At 63.0% G+C, this 18,563-nt stretch carries 16 protein-coding genes; 6 read left to right on the top strand and 10 right to left on the bottom strand.

The genetic code is table 11. The features are described from left to right. Window positions 1-3: 3 nt before the first annotated feature. On the bottom strand, window positions 4-2,325 hold the full coding sequence (locus A4R29_RS08995; protein ID WP_063171742.1) for a PAS domain-containing sensor histidine kinase: 2,322 nt from the start codon (window positions 2,323-2,325) through the stop codon (window positions 4-6). Between the two features lie 259 nt (window positions 2,326-2,584). Next, window positions 2,585-5,230, bottom strand: a complete 2,646-nt coding sequence (pepN, locus tag A4R29_RS09000; protein WP_063171743.1) for an aminopeptidase N — start codon at window positions 5,228-5,230, stop codon at window positions 2,585-2,587. A gap of 156 nt (window positions 5,231-5,386) precedes the next feature. On the opposite strand from pepN, the gene A4R29_RS09005 reads away from it, so the two are divergent. Then, window positions 5,387-7,693, top strand: a complete 2,307-nt coding sequence (locus A4R29_RS09005; protein WP_063171744.1) for a xanthine dehydrogenase family protein molybdopterin-binding subunit — start codon at window positions 5,387-5,389, stop codon at window positions 7,691-7,693. A 71-nt stretch (window positions 7,694-7,764) separates the two neighbouring features. After that, entirely contained in the window at window positions 7,765-8,667 is a 903-nt protein-coding gene (locus A4R29_RS09010) for a DMT family transporter (protein WP_244506971.1), read from the top strand. Here the strand turns inward: A4R29_RS09010 and A4R29_RS09015 are convergent, their stop codons facing one another. The 3 genes from A4R29_RS09015 to A4R29_RS09025 all read right to left on the bottom strand — a co-directional run bounded on the left by A4R29_RS09015 (window position 8,668) and on the right by A4R29_RS09025 (window position 11,259). After that, the gene (locus tag A4R29_RS09015; protein WP_063171745.1) at window positions 8,668-9,480 is read right to left on the bottom strand and encodes a helix-turn-helix domain-containing protein; all 813 of its coding nucleotides are present in this window, start codon (window positions 9,478-9,480) and stop codon (window positions 8,668-8,670) included. It lies immediately after the preceding gene. A 54-nt stretch (window positions 9,481-9,534) separates the two neighbouring features. Beyond that, window positions 9,535-10,416, bottom strand: a complete 882-nt coding sequence (locus A4R29_RS09020; protein ID WP_063171746.1) for a uracil-DNA glycosylase — start codon at window positions 10,414-10,416, stop codon at window positions 9,535-9,537. Between the two features lie 198 nt (window positions 10,417-10,614). Then, window positions 10,615-11,259 (bottom strand): hypothetical protein, encoded by a 645-nt coding sequence (locus A4R29_RS09025; protein ID WP_063171747.1) that lies wholly within the window; start codon window positions 11,257-11,259, stop codon window positions 10,615-10,617. 10 nt (window positions 11,260-11,269) lie between these two features. Between A4R29_RS09025 and A4R29_RS34480 the strand changes: the two genes are divergently transcribed. The 3 genes from A4R29_RS34480 (at window position 11,270) to A4R29_RS09035 (ending at window position 13,888) form a co-directional block, all read left to right on the top strand. Then, window positions 11,270-11,416, top strand: a complete 147-nt coding sequence (locus tag A4R29_RS34480; RefSeq protein WP_155924989.1) for a hypothetical protein — start codon at window positions 11,270-11,272, stop codon at window positions 11,414-11,416. Between the two features lie 63 nt (window positions 11,417-11,479). Further along, window positions 11,480-13,159 carry an electron transfer flavoprotein-ubiquinone oxidoreductase gene (locus tag A4R29_RS09030; protein WP_013532620.1) on the top strand — a complete coding sequence of 560 codons (1,680 nt, stop codon included), beginning with the start codon at window positions 11,480-11,482 and terminating at the stop codon, window positions 13,157-13,159. A 129-nt stretch (window positions 13,160-13,288) separates the two neighbouring features. Then, window positions 13,289-13,888, top strand: a complete 600-nt coding sequence (locus A4R29_RS09035; protein WP_063171748.1) for a DUF922 domain-containing Zn-dependent protease — start codon at window positions 13,289-13,291, stop codon at window positions 13,886-13,888. Between the two features lie 4 nt (window positions 13,889-13,892). Here the strand turns inward: A4R29_RS09035 and A4R29_RS09040 are convergent, their stop codons facing one another. The 5 genes from A4R29_RS09040 to A4R29_RS09055 form a co-directional block, all read right to left on the bottom strand. Next, window positions 13,893-14,939, bottom strand: a complete 1,047-nt coding sequence (locus A4R29_RS09040; RefSeq protein ID WP_063171749.1) for an endonuclease/exonuclease/phosphatase family protein — start codon at window positions 14,937-14,939, stop codon at window positions 13,893-13,895. A gap of 71 nt (window positions 14,940-15,010) precedes the next feature. Continuing rightward, a complete protein-coding gene (locus A4R29_RS09045) occupies window positions 15,011-16,474 on the bottom strand; it encodes an AMP nucleosidase (protein ID WP_224674137.1) in 1,464 nt (487 codons plus the stop codon). A gap of 116 nt (window positions 16,475-16,590) precedes the next feature. Then, entirely contained in the window at window positions 16,591-16,785 is a 195-nt protein-coding gene (locus A4R29_RS09050) for a hypothetical protein (RefSeq protein ID WP_024505272.1), read from the bottom strand. A gap of 39 nt (window positions 16,786-16,824) precedes the next feature. After that, window positions 16,825-16,983, bottom strand: a complete 159-nt coding sequence (locus A4R29_RS34600; protein ID WP_023812838.1) for a hypothetical protein — start codon at window positions 16,981-16,983, stop codon at window positions 16,825-16,827. A 224-nt stretch (window positions 16,984-17,207) separates the two neighbouring features. Further along, entirely contained in the window at window positions 17,208-17,549 is a 342-nt protein-coding gene (locus tag A4R29_RS09055; RefSeq protein WP_013532615.1) for a DUF2147 domain-containing protein, read from the bottom strand. A gap of 446 nt (window positions 17,550-17,995) precedes the next feature. Here A4R29_RS09055 and A4R29_RS09060 point away from each other — a divergent pair, with 446 nt between their 5' ends. Then, complete coding sequence (locus A4R29_RS09060) at window positions 17,996-18,262, top strand: SEL1-like repeat protein (protein WP_013532614.1); 267 nt, start codon at window positions 17,996-17,998, stop codon at window positions 18,260-18,262. Window positions 18,263-18,563 lie beyond the last annotated feature (301 nt).

Consider the following 18,563-nt stretch of genomic DNA (forward strand, 5'->3'; position numbering starts at 1 on the left):
ACTTCACGCTGCAACCTTGACGGCCAGCACGCTCTTCTTCACCGGAATGCGCACCGACACGATAGTGCCGACACCTTCGCTCGACCGGATCTTCAGCGCGCCGCCCTGAAGCTCGGCCAGCGAACGTGAGATGGCAAGGCCAAGGCCGGACCCGGCATGGCTCTTGGAGAACTGGTTCTGCACCTGTTCGAACGGCCGTCCGAGCTTTCCGAGCGCCTCCTTGGGGATGCCGCAGCCATTGTCCTCGATCGTCAGCACCAGCGCGCCGGATGTGTTGCGGGCCCTGACCGATATGTGGCCGCCCTGGCCGGTGAACTTCACCGCATTGGACAAAAGGTTGATGACGATCTGCTTGATCGCACGGCGATCGGCGACCAGCGTCAGCGCATCGGCAATGCGCGTTTCCACGGTGATGGCCTTTTGCGCCGCCTGCAGCGAAACGACGCGTACGGTTTCGCTGATCAGCGGGCCGAGGTCGATCTCTTCCCGGTCCAGAGAGAACTGGCCGGCCTCGATCTTGGACATGTCGAGAATATCGTTGATGACGCCCAGCAGGTACTTGCCGCTGCTGTTGATGTCGGTGGCATATTCCTCGTAGCGCTCCGATCCGAGCGGGCCGAACAGCCCTTGTTCCATCAGTTCGGAGAAGCCGATGATGGCGTTCAGCGGCGTGCGCAACTCATGCGACATGTTGGCCAGGAATTCGGATTTGGCCCGGTTCGCCGCTTCGGCCCGTTCGGTTTCCTTCATGTATTTGCGGTTGAGGTCGACCAGTTCGCGCGAACGCTCCTCTTCGGCCCGTCGCGCGAGGCTGAGATCATGGATCGTTGCCATCAGCCGTCGCTCACTGTCGACCAGCTTCTCCTGGTGCAGCTTGATCTGGGTGATGTCGGAACCGACCGAGACGATGCCGCCGTCCCGGGTCTTCAGTTCGTTGACCTGCAGCCAGCGGCCATCGGCCAACTGCCGCTCGAAAGTGGCGCCGCCCTGCAGGCCGCTGGTGTGGGCAAGCCGCCTTTCGGAAGCAAAGGCCAGCATGCGTTCTTCCAGCGCCGCGCGCGCGGTGCCCGGCATCACGTCGCGGTCCGAAAGCCCGTTGTCCTGCTGGTATTTGGAATTGCACATGATCAGGCGCTGCGTCGAATCCCACAGCACGAAGGATTCGTTGATGTTCTCGATCGCCGTTCTGAGGCGAAGGTCGGCAGCCTCGGAACGCAGCGCCAGATGACGCTGTTCGGTGACGTCGACGGCGATGCCGATCAGCTGGATCTCCGGCGCTTCCGGATCGATGACCTGTGCCCGTGCGCGCATCCAGACCCATTGGCCATCGGCATGGCGCATGCGGAACACCTGATCGATGTGATCGATCTCGCGTGCGACGATTCTGTTGGCGAGCTCGAACAGGTCGCCGTCCTCGGGATGGATGATCTGATCGACCTCGCCGAAGGACAGCATCGTTTCGCAAGGCTTGTAGCCGAGCATGTCGTACATCGAGCGCGACCAGTACATCTTGCCGCGCACCATGTCCCAGTCCCACAGGCCGCAGCGGCCGCGAACCAGCGCCATGTCGATGCGCTGATGCGCTTCGAGGTAGATGCGGTCGGCCGCCTGCGCACGTGCCGCCTGGCCGAAATAGGCATAGAGGATGACGATCAGCACACCGGCCGTCAGCACGAACAGGGTGACGTTCAGCGAAACGGTCTTGCGCCAGGCATCGAAAACCGCGTCCTGTGGCACCAGGGCCGCCGATGCACCCTTTCCGCCATTCGCGAGGCTGACCGCGGCGTACCAATCCCGTCCGTCGATGTTGACGTCCATGACGCCGGCACGATCGCCGAACATGAACAAGGGCTGGCCGCCCTCGACGAGGCCGTCCAGAGAATGGCCCTGCCATGGCATCGAGCGTGGCGTCACCGCGACGATCTTGAAAGCGCTGTCGGTGATGACAAGCACATGGCTGCGGCCCATCGCGCCCTGACGGCTGGTGGTCTCCAGTAGATCCTGTATGGCGCCAGGCACCGTTTCCGAGGTGGTGGCGAGCGAACTGGCCAGCTGGCCCGCCGCCAGCGTCAGGATCGCCTTGGCATTGCGCTCGACATCGTCGCGCTCGTTCATCAGCGACAGCACGCGCAACGCCGCGATGACGATCAGGAAGGTGATGATGAGGACGGGTATTGATCGGCGCAGCAGCGGCTCGGCGGCCAGAAGCCGCCGGTAGGCCGGTTCGGCGATGAGTCGCGTATTCCCGGCAAGACCGTCGCCGCGCGTCTCACGATGCGCAAAAACCGTCCCTCCGGGCGCGCCCCACGCGTCCGCCTTCGCCATAAATGGCACTCCCCGAATTTGCCTATGCTGCTTGGTGATCCGGCAAACGCCGCACTTCCGAATCGTCAGTAAAGAATCAAAGGTGATTCGCCTTGTCCAGTGGTCCGGCGAAAAAAGATTAAAAATCGACTAAAATAATGGGCTTTCGCTGGCGCAGCGCCTAACGGAAGCCGCTGCTGGCAGGTCCTGGTTGAAATTCACCAGCTTGGCGGCGTGCACGGATCTCCCTTCTGCCACAAGGGGAGAAGGAAGAGAGCGGCTAAGCCAGCGTGCGCTCGACAATATCCCGCAGATCCGCCGACAGGTTTTCGGCGCCGGCGATCGAGAGCAGCGCTTCCCTGGCCTTCGCCTGCCGCAAGGGTTCGAGCGAACGCCAGGATCTGAGCGCCGTCGCCAGTCTTGCCGCCACTTGCGGGTTGCGCTTTTCAACCTCGAGGACGGTTTGAGCAAAGAACCAGTAGCCTTCGCCGTCGGCCCGGTGGAAGCCGGTCTGATTGGCGCTGGAAAAGGTGCCGATCAGCGAGCGCACCCGGTTCGGATTGCCCATCGAGAAGGCCGGGTGGTTGGTCAAGGCCTTCACGGTGTCGACGGTTTGCGGCCCCGGTACGCTGGCCTGGATCTGGAACCATTTGTCCATGATCAGCGGGTCGGACCCGTAGGTGGTCTCGAAAGCCGCCAGCGCCTCGACCGCCTCGGGCGAACCGTGGTGACGATGCGCGAGCACGGCAAGTGCTGCCGCGCGGTCGGTCATGTTGGTCGCGGACTGGAAATGCCCGGCAGCGAGTTCCGCTCCGCCCGGCTGCAGCGACAGATAATCCAGCAGGGTGTTGCGCAAGGCGCGTCGTCCGGCGCTTGCCGCGTCGGGGCTGAACGCTTCTCTGTCGGCAAGGCTGAGGTAGAGGCCCGAAAAAACGTCCCGGTTCGCAGTGCCGATCGCCAGCGCCAGTGCCTCGCGAGCCGCATAGATGGCATCGGGGTCGATGTTCCTGCCGATGTCGCGGGCAATGTCGGCTTCGCCGGGCAGGGCCAGCGCCAATGCCCGATAGGCCGGCTCCAGCGTCTCGTCGCCGGCAATGCTGCCGGCGAGCTCGGTCAGCCGCGGCGCAAAGGCCGGCTGCTTGCCGCCGAGGATCTCGCGGAACGCTGATATCAGCGCATCGGTCAGCAATGTGTTGAAAGCCTGCCAGCGCGAGAAGGCGTCGCTGTCATGGCGGGCAAGGAAGAACTGGTCGTCGGCTTTCTGCTCGACGGACAATGTCACCGGCGCCGAAAAGCCGCGGTTGAGCGACACGGCCGGGCGCTCGGTGACGCCTGAAAACCGCACCATGTGGCGACGCTTGCGGATATGGATGACGCCGTCCTCGACGCTGGCGCCCTCGACGCTACTATACGGCACAGGCTTGCCGCCGGCGCCGATCAGCCCGAAAGCGAGCGGGATGTGCATCAGCCGCTTGCGGCTTTCGGAGGGTGTCGGCGGCACCGACTGCTCGATTTCGAGCGTGAACTCCTGCGCGGCTGGATTGTGCGTCGAACTGATCGTCAGGTTCGGCGTTCCCGCCTGATGATACCAGAGCGCGAACTGCGACAGGTCGCGGCCGGACGCATCCTCGAACACCTTGATGAAATCCTCGATCGTCGCCGCGTCACCGTCGTGCCGCTCGAAATAGAGGTCCATGCCGGCGCGAAACACGTCGGCACCGAGAATTGTGCGGATCATGCGCACCACTTCGGAGCCCTTCTCGTAGACCGTCGCGGTGTAGAAATTGTTGATCTCGCGGTAGCGGCGCGGCCGCACCGGATGCGCCAGTGGGCCCTGGTCCTCTGGAAACTGGTGGGCGCGCAAGGTGCGCACTTCGGCGATGCGCTTGACCGCGCGCGAGCGCTGGTCGGCGGAGAATTCGTGGTCGCGGAAAACGGTCAGGCCTTCCTTCAGGCAGAGCTGGAACCAGTCGCGGCAAGTGATTCTGTTGCCTGTCCAATTGTGGAAATACTCATGCGCTATGATCGCCTCGATATTGGCGAAATCGGCGTCCGTCGCGGTCTCCCGGTCGGCCAGCACATATTTGTCGTTGAAGATGTTGAGGCCCTTGTTCTCCATCGCGCCCATGTTGAAGTCCGACACGGCGACGATGTTGAAGACGTCGAGATCGTATTCGCGGCCGAACGCCTCCTCGTCCCATTTCATCGACCGCTTCAGGGCGTCCATCGCATAGCCGGCCAGCGTCTCCTTGCCGGGCTCGACATAGATGCCGAGCTCGACCGTGCGGCCGGACAGGGTGACGAAACTGTCCGCGAGCCGGCCGAGATTGCCGGCCACCAATGCGAACAGATAGGACGGCTTGGGGAAAGGGTCGTGCCACACGGCATAATGCCAGCCGTCGCCGAGGTCGCCCTTTTCGAGCGGGTTGCCGTTGGACAGGAGCAGCGGCGCCTCGTCGCGCATTGCCTCCATGCGCACCGTGTAGACGGACAGGATATCGGGCCGGTCGAGGAAATAGGTGATGCGGCGAAAGCCCTCGGCTTCGCATTGCGTGCAGTAGACGTGGCTCGAGCGGTAGAGGCCCATCAGGGCTTCGTTGCCCGCCGGCGCCACCTCGGTCTCGATGAGCAACTGGAAGCGCCGCGCCACCGGTGGCTTGAGGATGGTCAACTGGTCGGGCGTCGCCAGCAGATCCGCCGGTTTTACCTTCTTGCCGTCGATCTCGATGTGCTTGAGCGTAAGCCCGTCGCCGTCGAGCACCAACGGAGCCGATCCGGAGACGCCGTCACGGCGCTCTATCGTGAGCACGGCGGTGACACGCGTTGCGTCTGGCGAAAGGCGGAAGGTGAGGTCGGTTTGCGGAATGAGGTAGTCGTTGGGGCGATAGTCTTCGAGCTTGAAGACCTGGCCGGTGTCCGTGCGCATTCCGTGGGTTTTCCTGTCGATTGCGTTGGCGGCGGATTGTGTCCGCTGGTCCAAGAAATTTGAAGTCCGCGCTCTTTACACGAAACGGCCCCTCGACAAAACTGAGGCAATGCCTATTTCAGGCGTTCGTTCTCCTGTCATCATCACGAGGCATCCATGACCGTCGTCACACCGAAATTCGGCATGGGCGCATCCGTGCTGCGGCGCGAGGATGCCGCCTTCATCCAGGGGCAGGGCCGTTATACCGACGATATCCAGCCGGCTGGCGTCCTGCATGGCTATGTCCTGCGTTCGCCGGTCGCCAAGGCCAGCTTCACCATCGGTTCGACCGAGGCGGCGAAGGCCGCACCTGGCGTCCATCTGGTACTGACCGGCAAGGACCTTGCCCATCTCGGCGATCTGAAATCCGGCGTCATGCAGGAACAGCCGGACGGCACCAAGGCGCCGACGCGCGACATCCCGATCCTGTGCCGCGACCGCGTCAACTATGTCGGCGATGCCGTTGCCTTCGTCGTCGCCGACAGCCGTGCCTTGGCGCAGGATGCCGCTGAACTGATCGATGTCGACTATGACGGCGAAGACGCAGCCTCCGGGACCGCAAATGCACTTGCCGAAGGCACGCCGCTGGTCTGGCCGGAGCTCGGTTCCAACCGCGCCTTCAGCTACCACATGGGCGACAGGAAAAAGACAGAAGCGGCTTTCGCCAAGGCCGCACACGTCACCCGCATCGAGTTCGTCAACAACCGGCTGGTCTGCAACTACATGGAGCCGCGCTCCGCGATCGGCGAATGGAACGCCGAGGAGAAGCGCTTCGTGCTGACCACCGGGTCGCAAGGCGTGCACTCCATGCAGTATATCCTGGCCAGCGTGTTCAAGATCAAGAAGGGCCAGTTGCGCGTCATCACGCCAGATGTCGGCGGTGGTTTCGGGCCGAAGAGCTTCGTCTACCGCGAATATCCGCTGGTGCTGGAAGCGGCGAAGCGGCTTGGCCGCCCGGTGAAATGGGCCGGCGACCGCACGGAACACTTTCTGACCGACGCGCAAGGCCGCGACAATTTCGTCACGGCCGAGATGGCGCTGGACAAGGACGGCCGCTTTCTCGGCATGAAGGTGGACCTGCTCGCCAACATCGGCGCCTATATCTCGCAATATGGTCCGTTCATCCCCTATATCGGCGTCACCATGTCGACCGGTGTCTACGATATCCAGGCGCTCGACGTCTCGGTGACCGGCCTCTACACCAACACCTGCCCGGTCGATGCCTATCGCGGTGCCGGCCGGCCGGAAGCAGCCTTCCTGCTGGAAAAACTGGTCGATGCCTGCGCCCACGATCTCGGCCTGCCCGTCGAGGAGATCCGCCGCCGCAATTTCATCCGGCCGGAGCAATTTCCCTACCGGACGCAAACCGGCCGCCTCTACGACACCGGTGAATTCGAAGGCCATATGGAGCGCGCCATTGAGCAATCCGAATGGAAAGCGTTTCCGGAGCGGCTGGCGCAGTCGAAGGCCGGTGGAAAAATCCGCGGTCTCGGCATGGCGACCTATATCGAGGCCTGTGCCTTTCCGGGCTCGGAGCCGGCCTTCGTCGAACTCAATGGCGACGGCACGGTGACGCTGAAGATCGGCACCCAGACCAACGGACAGGGACACGCCACCGCCTATGCGCAGTTCCTGTCGGAAAAGCTCAATCTCGACATCGACAAAATCCATGTCCGCCAGGGCGATACCGATGAATTGAAGGCCGGCGGCGGCACCGGCGGCTCGCGCTCCATTCCGCTGGGGGGTGTGTCGGCTTCCCGCGCGGGCGAGGATCTGGCCAACAAGATCAAGCGCATCGCCGCCGACGAGCTCGAGGCTTCTGCCGGCGACATCGAGTTGTCCGATGGTGTTGCCCGCATCGTCGGCACCGATCGCTCGCTCGATTTTTCCAGCATCGCCAAGGCCGCCAAGACGCCTGACGATCTCAAGGGCTTTGGCGAGTTCGTCCAGGACGAATGCACCTATCCCAACGGCACCCACATCTGCGAGGTCGAGATCGATCCCGACACCGGCGCGACCGAGATTGTCCGCTACACCATCGTCGACGATTTCGGCGTCACCGTGAACCCGATCCTGCTCGCCGGCCAGGTGCATGGCGGCGTCGTGCAAGGCATCGGCCAGGCACTGACCGAGGACACTATCTACGGCGAGGACGGACAGCTTTTGACGGCGAGCTTCATGGATTACGCCATGCCGCGCGCCGACAATTTCCCGTTCTTCCATTTCGAGACCCGCAACGTGCCGTCGACGACCAATGCACTCGGCATCAAGGGCGCGGGCGAGGCCGGCACCATCGGCTCGACCCCGGCGGCACTCAATGCGGTGACCGACGCGCTCTGGCGCGCTTATGGTGTCAAGCACATCGACATGCCGGCAACGCCGGCGCGTATCTGGGCGACGATCCGAGAAGCGTCGGGAGCGTGACAGCGGGCCCCGGCAGCCCCTCGGCCACAGCCAGCGATGATGCCGGCGGGCACGACACGCTTACCGGCATCATGCTCAAGATCGTGTCGGTGGCGGTCTTCGTCGGCATGCAGACCTGCATCAAAGCCGCAGGCACGGTTCCGGCCGGCCAGATTGTCTTCTTCCGCTCTTTCTTCGCCATCTTCCCGATCATCGCCTTCCTGGCCTTCAGGAAAGAGCTCGGCACTGCCTTCACCACCAAGCGTCCGTTCAACCACATCGCCCGCGGCCTGGTCGGCGTCTGCGCCATGGGGCTCGGCTTTTTCGCGTTGACCCGGCTGCCGCTGCCGGAAGCGATCACGCTGAACTACGCGCAGCCGCTGCTGGTGGTGGTGTTCAGCTCCATCTTCCTCGGCGAGGCTATCCGCGTGTATCGCTGGAGTGCGGTCGCGGTCGGCCTGGTCGGCGTGCTGATCATCTCCTGGCCGGAACTGACGCTGCTGAGTTCCGACCAGGCGCTCGACGACCAGGAAGTGCTTGGCGTCATGGCCGCTCTTGTCGCGGCAGCGATCTCGGCCGTCGCCATGCTCTTGGTGCGCAATCTCGTGCAAAGCGAGCGTACGGCGACCATCGTGCTGTGGTTTTCGGTGACGGCGAGCGTCATGTCGCTGCTGTCGCTGCCATTCGGCTGGCAGGCGCTGACGCCGCTCCAGGCGGCCCTTCTTGTTGCCGCCGGCTTCTGCGGCGGCCTTGGCCAGATCCTGATGACGGCGGCCTATCGCCATGCCGAAGCCTCGGTCGTGGCGCCGTTCGAATACACCTCGATGATCCTAGGCCTCGTCGTCGGCTATCTCGTCTTCGGCGACGTCGCCACGCTCCATATGCTTGTCGGCGGCCTGATCGTCGTCGCCGCCGGCATCTTCATCATCTGGCGCGAACGCCAGCTCGGCCTGGAGCGCACCCGCACGCGCAAGGCATCTTTGCCTGAAGGGTGATTACGACAGCTCGGCTCGCTCCTTCGCCAACCGAACCAGCACCGTCCTCGTCTGTTCGTCGGCGGGGAAAAACGATTCGATCGCCAGTTCCGAAAGCGTCACGTCGAGCGGCGTGCCGAACACGGTGATGGTGCTGATGAACGACAGCACCTGATCGCCATGCGCCAGCCTGAGCGGATGCACGATGGCGTTCGGCTCGACCGGCGACGGCCGGTTGCTCCTCAGGCCGGACGGATAAGTCCTCAGTTCACGCTCGAGTTCGATCAGCACCGCGTCGCCGCTCGCGTCATTCTGGTGTTTCAGGCGCTCGAGCAGATGCGTGCGCCATTCCTGAAGATTGACGATGCGTGGCGCGATGCCGCCGGGATGCAGGCTGAGGCGAAGCACGTTGACCGGCGGCGTCAGCAGCGAAGCCTCGCTGACATCGGCAAGGAAGGGAGCGATGGCGGCGTTGGCCGAAACCAGGTTCCAGTGGCGGTCGACAGCGAGTGCCGGGAACGGCTCGTGGCCTTTGAGCACGATTTCGACCGCCGCCATCGCCGGTGCCATTGTCGTGTCGGTCAGCGAGCGTTCGCCGAAACTGGGGGCAAAGCCGGCGGCGAGCAGCAACTGGTTGCGTTGCCTTAGCGGGATCGACAATTGCTCGGCCAGATGCAGCACCATGTCGCGCGAGGGCGCGGCGCGGCCGCTTTCGACGAAGCTCAGATGCCGCTGCGAGATTTCGGCCTCCATGGCGAGGTCGAGCTGCGACATGCGCCGGCGCGTGCGCCATTCGCGAATGAGGCTGCCGGCGGAGGTTTGGGCTGTTGTCATGAGTGGATGGTTAGGCTGGTGAGGACGGCATTTCAATTACCTGCAAGGTTATCGCTAGGTGAGCGCTCGCAGCTTTGCCTTCACTTCGAGGAAATCCCGCCACGCCAGCTTCTTATGCGACGGGGTTCGCAGGAGATAGGCCGGATGCAGCGTCGGCATGGCCGGGATGGCGATGCCGGATGCCGTCGTGTGAACGCGCCAATTGCCGCGCAGCCGCAATATGCCTTCCGAGGTGTTGAGCAAGGTCTTGGCCGACGGGCCGCCAAGGTTGATCAGCACCTTGGGATTGACCAGCTCGATCTGCCGTTCGATGAACGGCCGGCAGATCTCGGTTTCGTGCGGCGTCGGCGTGCGATTGCCCGGCGGCCGCCAGGGAATGACATTGGCGATATAGGCTGAAGTGCGGTCGAGCCCGATCGCGGCCAGCATGCGGTCGAGCAGCCGGCCCGAGCGGCCGACGAAGGGCAGGCCCTCGATGTCCTCGTCGCGGCCGGGCGCCTCGCCGACCAGCATGACGGCGGCTTCCGGGTTGCCGTCGGCAAACACCAGGTTCTTGGCGGTGGCCTTGAGATTGCAGCCCTCGAACGCCGCCATATGCTGGCGAAGCTCGTCCAGCGTCGTTGCTGTGGTCGCCAATTGGCGGGCAAGTGCCGCCTGCGCTTCGTCGGGAACCGCAGTCGTCGCAGACGGCGACCGCGCAACGGGTGGTGCATTTGCTCTGTCCCCGGCTTCGCCGCGGGACACGGTCGTCGAGCGCAGCGGTGCGGCGGTGCTACCCGAAGGCGCTGCGATCGGCGCGCGCTCCATCGGCTTTGGCGCAACCTCGGCGAACCGGTTCACCGGCTGCTCTTCGAGCGCCTCGTCGACGCCCACGCTGGCGTAAAACGCCAGCAGGTCGGCGATATCAGGTCTGTTGGTTGGGGAAGCGGCAGTCATCGATTCACATTCGTCCGCGTGGCGGCAATTTGCAAGGCTGGCAGCTTGGGTTCCTTCGGAGCCTCTCGCCGGCGCGTTGGCTGACGGAGCATCAAACGAAAAACCCGCCTGTGCGGCGGGTCACTGGCGCAACTCAGCACCATAGGCAAAAATGTACCATAGCTGATCTCACCGAGTCAAGAAAAAATTCCTATCGTGTCAGCCCGTTGGTATGCGCGGATCCTGCACCAGGTAGAAGGTCCATCTGGGCGTGTAGTCGGTCATCAGGAATTCGAAGCTGGCGGTTTTCAGCGGGTCGACCTTGCCATTCCTGAACAGCAGCCGGTCATAGGGTTCGAAATCGCGATCGAAATCGGCGAAATTGCTCGACCGGATATTGTCCGGCGTCTTGTTGCGCTGGTCGAAGGAAAGCCCGTCGCCGAACACGCTCGGCTGGTTCAGGATCTCCTGCAATTCGAACTGGAATTCGACCCAGGCCTGGCCGCTGTTGTTGAGCACCTCGATGCGCATATACATCATGCCGTTGGCGAATTCGCCGGCCTTGCCGAAGGCCTGGATCGGCTTTGTCGTGCGGATCGTCAGCGTCACCGGCGTTGACGAAGTCAGCTCTTCGGTGATGACGAACGGATCGTCCTTTGTGCCGATGCCCGAGGCTCCGGTGATGTGGAAGCCGCCCAGCTCGTCGGAGAAGGAGTAGGCGCCCGCCGCCCAGACCTTCACTTCGTCGGCGGCAGCGTGATGCGGCGCCAGCATCAGAAGGGCCCAAAGGAGCGCCCGGCGGATCCGGCCGGGCGGGAAAAGAAAGCGCGTCGATGAAAAGCCGGCTGGCCCAGGAAAGCGCATGGCGTGAAGTATGGCCGATAAGCAAGCCGTCGAACAATTAAAAACGCGCGCCCCGCAGGCAATGCCAGGAGAAAAGCAGTCTTCCAGCCTCGCAATGCGCGACTTTTTGGCCAAAACGGCATTGTCACGTATGCGCCGGTTTCCTGTCGTCAATTGATGCGCTATGCAGCGCGGGAGCCAGCAAGATACCCGAATGGGATAAGCCAGTGCGGAGGGGTTGATGAGCGACATCGAACGCGAAAGCATGGAATTCGACGTGGTTATCGTCGGTGCCGGGCCGGCGGGCCTCGCCGCCGCCATCCGCCTCAAGCAGGTCAATCCCGAGCTTTCGGTCGTCGTCCTGGAGAAGGGCGGTGAGGTCGGCGCCCATATTCTCTCCGGCGCCGTCGTCGATCCGATCGGCATCGACCGGCTCTTGCCGGGCTGGCGCGACGAGGACGGCCATCCCTTCAAGACGCCGGTCACCGCGGATCATTTCCTGGTCCTTGGTCCTGCCGGCTCGTTCCGTCTGCCCAACATTTTCATGCCGCCGCTGATGAACAATCACGGCAACTACATCGTTTCGCTGGGCAATGTCTGCCGCTGGCTGGCGACCAAGGCCGAAGCGCTCGGCGTCGAGATCTATCCGGGCTTTGCCGCTGCCGGCCTGCTCTACAATGAGCAAGGCGCCGTCACCGGCGTCGTCACCGGCGACATGGGCGTCGAGAAGGACGGAACGCACGGCCCGGGTTTCGCACCCGGCATGGCGCTGATGGGCAAATATGTGCTGATCGGGGAGGGCGCTCGCGGCTCGCTCGCCAAGCAACTGATCGCCAGATACAAGCTTTCCGATGGCCGCGAACCGGGCAAATACGGCATCGGCCTGAAGGAACTCTGGCAGGTCAAGCCGGAGAACCACCGGCCGGGGCTGGTCCAGCATTCCTTCGGCTGGCCGCTTGACTTGAAGACCGGCGGCGGCTCGTTCCTCTACCATCTCGAGGACAATCAGGTGGCGGTCGGCTTCGTCCTCCATCTCAATTACAAGAATCCCTGGCTGTCGCCGTTCGAGGAATTCCAGCGCTTCAAGACCCATCCGGCGATCGCGGCTACGTTCGAAGGCGGCAAGCGGCTGGGCTATGGCGCGCGCGCCATCACAGAGGGCGGCTGGCAGTCGGTGCCGAAATTGTCCTTCCCCGGCGGTGCGCTGATGGGCTGTGCCGCGGGCTTCGTCAACGTGCCGCGCATCAAGGGTTCGCACAATGCGGTGCTGTCTGGCATGCTGGCGGCCGAGCATGTCGCCGAGGCGATCGGCGCCGGGCGCGCCAACGACGAACTCGCTTCTTACGAGGAAGCCTGGCGCGCGACCGACATCGGCAAGGATCTGAAGAAGGTGCGCAACGTCAAGCCGCTGTGGTCGCGCTTCGGCACCATCGTCGGTGTCGGCCTTGGCGGTCTCGATATGTGGCTGAACACGCTGTTCGGTGTCTCGCCCTTCGGCACGCTGAAGCATGGCAAGGCCGACTATGCAACGCTCGAGCCTGCCGCCCGGCACAAGAAGATCGCCTATCCGAAGCCCGATGGCGTGCTGACCTTCGACAGGCTGTCCTCGGTGTTCCTGTCCAACACCAATCACGAGGAAAACGAGCCGGTCCACCTGCTTGTCGGCGACATGGAGCTGCAGAAGCGTTCCGAGCACGATGTCTTTGCGGGCCCCTCGACGCGCTATTGTCCGGCCGGGGTTTACGAGTGGGTCGACAAAGACGGCAACGCCGCCGCCGATCCCACGGCCAAGGATGTGCGCTTCGTCATCAACGCGCAGAACTGCGTCCACTGCAAGACATGCGACATCAAGGACCCGAACCAGAACATCAACTGGGTGCCGCCGCAAGGCGGAGAAGGCCCGGTCTATCAGGGCATGTAGGCCCGCGCCGGCCGCGGCGTGCAAAGGTCCCGACGATGGCTCGGGGTCTCCCGTGGCATGTGAAACATTAGAACTGTTGAAACTGCCGCGCGCTTATGGTTCCATTCCTTGACGATAAGGAGATGGCCAATGCGCCTGGCGGTTCTGGCATGCCTTGTGGCGATCGGTGCGCTGTTCGGCTTGGCTTCGGCGGCCTCGGCCGGCACCAGGGTGGTGGTCAAGACGCGGACCTACGACATCACCGGGAACACGGGGCTGGCGCTAGTCCAAGCTATGGACCGCAAGGGGCCGAAGCACGGCTTCATGACGCATGCCATCGCGCTGACCGGCTACGCTGTGGATTGGGACCTTGACACCAGCCAGGACAATGGCGTCTGCCGCTTGCGGCGTGCCAACGGCACGCTCAATCTCTTCTACACATTTCCGCGTGTCGCCTCGGCCACCACCCCGACGCTCCGGAAGCGCTGGACGCGGTTCTTCGCCGGCGTCCGCGCCCATGAGGAAACCCATGGCCGCATCGCCAGGGAGATGATGCGGGCCACGGAAAGATCCATCTCCGGCCTCAGGATTGCCGACGACCGGTCCTGCTACAAGACACGTCGCGAGGCACAGCGACGCATCAAGGCCACCAATGCCGCATATGAGGCCAAGCAGCTCGCTTTCGATGCGCGCGAGCATCGCGACGGCGGCCATGTCCAGCATCTCGTCATCGCTTTGGTCAGGCCCTGATCCTTCAGCCTGGCGTCTTGCCGGTCTGGACAATGGCCGCGGTCGCGGTTTCATGTTCATCGAGCGGCTTTTGCTGATTCAGCCTGAGCGAGAACTCCACCATGACCGGAAGGTGATCCGAGCCGGTGTCTTCCAGCCGTGTCGCCGAATGGATCGTCACGCCGCCCTTGCTGAAAACCTGGTCGATCGGCAGGCCGGCGAAGCGCCGCAGGAAATCCGGCAGCCTGATGTGGATCCAGGTCGGGCCGGCGGAAGGCATGACGGTCAGCCCGCCAAGCGCCGCGACCCGCCGCACGGCGGCACTCCATGGGGCGGCATTGCAGTCGCCCGCCATGATGGCCGTCTCGCCGAGCGCGGAAAGCGGCTCCGTCAACTCGCCGATCTGCCAGTACTGCTCGCGTGGCCAGGGCCAGCTGAGATGGATCGCGGCGACATCGACGTCGATGCCGCCGAAGTCGACGGTCGCTGTCGCCATGGCACCACGCCTTTCGCAACGCGCCTCGGTGCCGGCGGCAAAGGGCCGCCGCGAGAGCAGCGCGACGCCGAATATCTTGTTAGGGTAAGGACAGAGGATCCGGTATGGATATGCGCTGCTGATATAGCCAAGCTCGGTCGCCCACATCGCCGACACCTCGTCGAGGGTGATCACGTCGGGATTGGTCCGGCCGATCAGCGACAGCACCTTCTTCGGCGTTGGATTGTCGTAGCGCAGGTTCATCTGCAGCAGCTTGTAGATCGCGCGGTCTTCGTTCTTGGCTTCATAGGCGGCCTGAACCGGCCACAGGCGGGAGAAGGACAGCGAGCCGGAAGTGGTGGCGAAGGCCGCCACGGCAAAAAGCAGTGCCACGGCCGCTTGCAGTCGAAATGTCGTGGCCAGCAGCGGCAACGCGCAAAGCGCCATCAGCACGGCAAGGTGGACGCGGAAATGCGAGAAGGAATCGAAGGCGGGATGCAGCGTTCCGAAAAACCCGGCCACCAGCGCGATCGAACAGGCCAGCATTGCCAGGAATGCAACCGAAATCAGCAATGTCCCGAAGCCCGCTTTCTCCATGCCGCCTGCTTATCGGCAGAAATGCGGCTCAATCAAGATGGCGAAACGCCCATGCGATGCGTGGAACCGGCCTACTGGAACGCCGTTTCCGAAAAACTTCTGAGCTTGCGCGAATGCAGCCGCTCCATCGGCATTTCCGCGAGCTTCTCCATAGCCCTGATGCCGATGGTCAGGTGCTGCGCCACCTGGCGCTTGTAGAATTCGGTCGCCATGCCGGGCAGCTTCAACTCGCCATGCAGCGGTTTGTCCGAAACGCACAGCAGCGTGCCGTAGGGAACACGGAAGCGGAAGCCATTGGCGGCGATGGTCGCCGATTCCATGTCGAGTGCGATGGCGCGAGATTGCGACAGACGCTGTACCGGCCCACGCTGGTCGCGCAGTTCCCAGTTGCGATTGTCGATGGTGGCAACGGTGCCGGTGCGCATGATGCGCTTCAGGTCGTAGCCCGAAAGGCCGGTGACTTCGGCGACGGCTTCCTGCAACGCCACCTGGATCTCGGCCAGCGGCGGGATTGGCACCCAGACCGGAAGATCGTCGTCCAGCACGTGGTCCTCGCGCACATAGGCATGCGCCAGCACATAGTCGCCAAGCGCCTGCGTGTTGCGCAGGCCGGCGCAGTGACCGAGCATCACCCAGGCATGCGGCCTCAGCACCGCAATATGGTCGGTGATGGTCTTGGCGTTGGAAGGCCCGACGCCGATATTGACCATGGTGATGCCGCCATGTCCCGATTTCTTCAGGTGATAGGCCGGCATCTGCGGCAAGCGCGGCGGTGCAACGCCTTCGCTGGGCGCGCTCTGCCCGCCCTTGGTGATGACATTTCCCGGCTCGACGAACTCCGTGTATCCGCCGCCGCCATTGGCCATCAGGTCGCGGGCGCGGGCGACGAATTCGTCGATGTAGAACTGATAGTTGGTGAACAGCACGAAGTTCTGGAAATGCTGTGGCGTGGTTGCCGTATAGTGCGACAGCCGGTGCAGCGAATAGTCGATGCGCTGCGCCGTGAAAGGCGCCAGAGGCCTCGGCTCGCCGAAGGCGACTTCGAAGGTGCCGTTGGCGATCTGGTCGTCGGTGCCATCGAGATCGGGCACGTCGAACAGGTCGCGGATCGGCCGCTTGATACGCTCTGCCGCCGCGCCGTCGACATGGGTGCCTTCAAGGAAGGCGAAATGCAGCGGGATGGGTGTGGTCGATTCCGACACCGTGACCGCAACCCCATGATTGCGCATGATCAGGCGCAACTGCTCGACGAGGTAGCTTTCGAACAGGCCCGGCTGGGTGATGGTGGTGGAAAAATGCCCAGGTGTCGGCATATGCCCATAGGCCTGGCGCGAGTCGATCTGGGTGAATGAGTTGGTGGTGACGCCGATCTCCGGATAGAAGGCCCGGTAGCGCTTGCCATTATCACCGCCTGCTGCCGCCAATTCTGCGAAGGAATCGCGCAGGAACCTGGTGTTGCGATCGTAAAGCGCCTGCAGTGCCTTGACGGCCTTTTCGGCGCTATCAAAGCTTTGCCGGCCAAAAGGCTCCGGCATGACGACAGATTCGATGGCTTGTGGGTAGATTCGCTTTTCCATGGCTCAATATAGAGACTTGGATCGGCACTTGGGAGGGGTGTCGCGACCGAAGGCGGTCAAAGCGCCGTTTTTCTTCAACCGCGCTGCAGGCTGACCAGAAGCACAAAGCCGACGCCGGACTTCTTCAGGGCCGGTGCGTCGATCGTCGAGCCGGCGTCAGCGCGCATCATCGGCACGGCCAGGACCGGAGCGGCCAGAACCGTCAGGATAAGCGCCGCCCGCGGCAGAAGCCGAAGGGTCTTGAGAGCGTTGGCGGCGATGCGGTTCATGGCGTTCAGCTTTTCTTTTCGAGGTCTTGGTTTCTTTGTTCAGTTGCGAAGATGGGTGGGGCAGGCGAGGCGGCAGGTTCTGGAACTGGCTTCGTCCCAGGCGCGGGCCGGACGGCCCGCTTCAGCGACGAGGATGGCGAAGAACATTCCAAACAGGCTCACCAGCAGGCAGACGATGGTGAAGCGGCGAGCAAGCATTGGGTCGGTCTCCTTCAACACGCCGGAGAATGCCCTGATGCAACTGAACCGGCTCTGATGGCGGCGTTCATCTGCGGTTCAAGATGATTGACGGGGTTTCGACGGCGCCGGCGTCGGTTGGATAGCCGCCGGCCTCCATCGAGCATCACCGGCGCAGGATGTGTCGACAAAACGAAAACGGGGCCCGTCGGGGCCCCGTCATCAGGTCGGAAAGATGCGCTCGATCAGAGCTTGTGCCAGGTCTGGCTCTTGCAGATCAGCCCGCCGAGCACGCAGCCGCTCATCTTGAGAGAGGTGCCCGACAATGTCGCCTTGCCCGAATAGGTCTTGTCGTTTGCCGGATCGGTGATGTTGCCGGCATATTTGTTGTCGCCCGTCGCCTTGAGCGAGCCGATGGTCTTGCCGGCATATTTGCCGGACTTGAGCGTGATGGAAAACGAGCCGCCGCCAGCGATGGCTGCGGTGTCGCCGGCCTGCGTCTTCCAATTGCCCTCGATCGGATCGGCCCAGGCCGCACCGGCCATGATCAATGTGGCCGCAAGGGCCAGGCTCACTCTTCGAAACATGTCTTCCTCCCTTTAGATGTCCGGCCGGATGCTCCGCCTCGGTCTGCCGCTTACGCAAACGTAAGCTAATCCAGCTCCCGGCAAAACAAAAGCGGTGCCGCAACGGAAGACTTTCGGATTTTGAAGGGCCCCGAATGCGCCTCCTGGCCAAGGAAATGAAACGATCGGCGCATCGCCTTTGTCTCCTGTGGTTAGCGAAGTCTTGAATTGGCATCGGGAAATTTTCGTCAAATTTGACGCAAGCAGGCTGAATTGCTGGCTTTGTATCCTTAACGAATTTCCGCGTTTACCTCTTGTTTTAGCTTTGTTTTCCTCAAATTAAGCACGCCATTTAACGACGGATTCAAGCCTGCACGGCATTCTCGAAAGCATCGGAAGAGCAGCCGCCAAGGACGAAAGAAGGCAGCTCTCGGGAGCCTGACAGGGGCCGGAAACAGGGGATTGAAATGGCACGTTTTGAAATGCTTGAAGCAGGTTTCGGCGCCATGGGGGCAACTGCCCAGGCCGACATCCTTTTCGAACTGGGCATGATGTATGCGACCGGCCGCGATTGCGAGACCGATGTCGTTGCCGCCCACAAATGGTTCAACATCGCCGCCATCAAGGGCTCGGCCCGCGCCGCGGAACTGCGCTCGGAACTGTCGGCGGCCATGTCGAAGGTCGAGATCGCCACGGCGCTTCGCGAAGCCCGCGAATGGATGACCATGCACTGAAATCTGCCAATCGCAGACAGGCCTATCGAAGACAGGGAAGCTCCGGGATCAAGGCCGCACAGACGGCCGGACTCGGCGAAATTGAAGGCCGCGCAAGACGGTCATGAGGGCAAGAGAAAGAACGCGGCAGGCCGCAAGGCCCAGTCGTGCGCGACACAGGGAAGCTGAGCGGGATTTTTAGGGGCGGGGGCGCCTGGAGATTGCTCGACGGGCAAAAAAGCCACGACCAGCCGGAACAAGGCTGGCGTGGCTTTTTGCGTGGATGACGTCTTGCAGGCCCAATCGAGCGGCGCCAATGCGC

The sequence above is a fragment of the Mesorhizobium ciceri biovar biserrulae genome, from assembly GCF_001618845.1.
In the GTDB taxonomy this organism is placed as follows: domain Bacteria; phylum Pseudomonadota; class Alphaproteobacteria; order Rhizobiales; family Rhizobiaceae; genus Mesorhizobium; species Mesorhizobium ciceri.

What these genes read in the sequence shown, in the direction of transcription:
- A4R29_RS08995 (WP_063171742.1), bottom strand. Translation starts at nt 2,325, where the DNA reads ATGGCGAAGGCGGACGCGTGGGGCGCGCCCGGAGGGACGGTTTTTGCG.
- pepN (WP_063171743.1), bottom strand. Translation starts at nt 5,230, where the DNA reads ATGCGCACGGACACCGGCCAGGTCTTCAAGCTCGAAGACTATCGCCCC.
- A4R29_RS09005 (WP_063171744.1), top strand. Translation starts at nt 5,387, where the DNA reads ATGACCGTCGTCACACCGAAATTCGGCATGGGCGCATCCGTGCTGCGG.
- A4R29_RS09010 (WP_244506971.1), top strand. Translation starts at nt 7,765, where the DNA reads ATGCTCAAGATCGTGTCGGTGGCGGTCTTCGTCGGCATGCAGACCTGC.
- A4R29_RS09015 (WP_063171745.1), bottom strand. Translation starts at nt 9,480, where the DNA reads ATGACAACAGCCCAAACCTCCGCCGGCAGCCTCATTCGCGAATGGCGC.
- A4R29_RS09020 (WP_063171746.1), bottom strand. Translation starts at nt 10,416, where the DNA reads ATGACTGCCGCTTCCCCAACCAACAGACCTGATATCGCCGACCTGCTG.
- A4R29_RS09025 (WP_063171747.1), bottom strand. Translation starts at nt 11,259, where the DNA reads ATGCGCTTTCCTGGGCCAGCCGGCTTTTCATCGACGCGCTTTCTTTTC.
- A4R29_RS34480 (WP_155924989.1), top strand. Translation starts at nt 11,270, where the DNA reads ATGGCCGATAAGCAAGCCGTCGAACAATTAAAAACGCGCGCCCCGCAG.
- A4R29_RS09030 (WP_013532620.1), top strand. Translation starts at nt 11,480, where the DNA reads ATGAGCGACATCGAACGCGAAAGCATGGAATTCGACGTGGTTATCGTC.
- A4R29_RS09035 (WP_063171748.1), top strand. Translation starts at nt 13,289, where the DNA reads ATGCGCCTGGCGGTTCTGGCATGCCTTGTGGCGATCGGTGCGCTGTTC.
- A4R29_RS09040 (WP_063171749.1), bottom strand. Translation starts at nt 14,939, where the DNA reads ATGGAGAAAGCGGGCTTCGGGACATTGCTGATTTCGGTTGCATTCCTG.
- A4R29_RS09045 (WP_224674137.1), bottom strand. Translation starts at nt 16,474, where the DNA reads ATGCCGGAGCCTTTTGGCCGGCAAAGCTTTGATAGCGCCGAAAAGGCC.
- A4R29_RS09050 (WP_024505272.1), bottom strand. Translation starts at nt 16,785, where the DNA reads ATGAACCGCATCGCCGCCAACGCTCTCAAGACCCTTCGGCTTCTGCCG.
- A4R29_RS34600 (WP_023812838.1), bottom strand. Translation starts at nt 16,983, where the DNA reads ATGCTTGCTCGCCGCTTCACCATCGTCTGCCTGCTGGTGAGCCTGTTT.
- A4R29_RS09055 (WP_013532615.1), bottom strand. Translation starts at nt 17,549, where the DNA reads ATGTTTCGAAGAGTGAGCCTGGCCCTTGCGGCCACATTGATCATGGCC.
- A4R29_RS09060 (WP_013532614.1), top strand. Translation starts at nt 17,996, where the DNA reads ATGGCACGTTTTGAAATGCTTGAAGCAGGTTTCGGCGCCATGGGGGCA.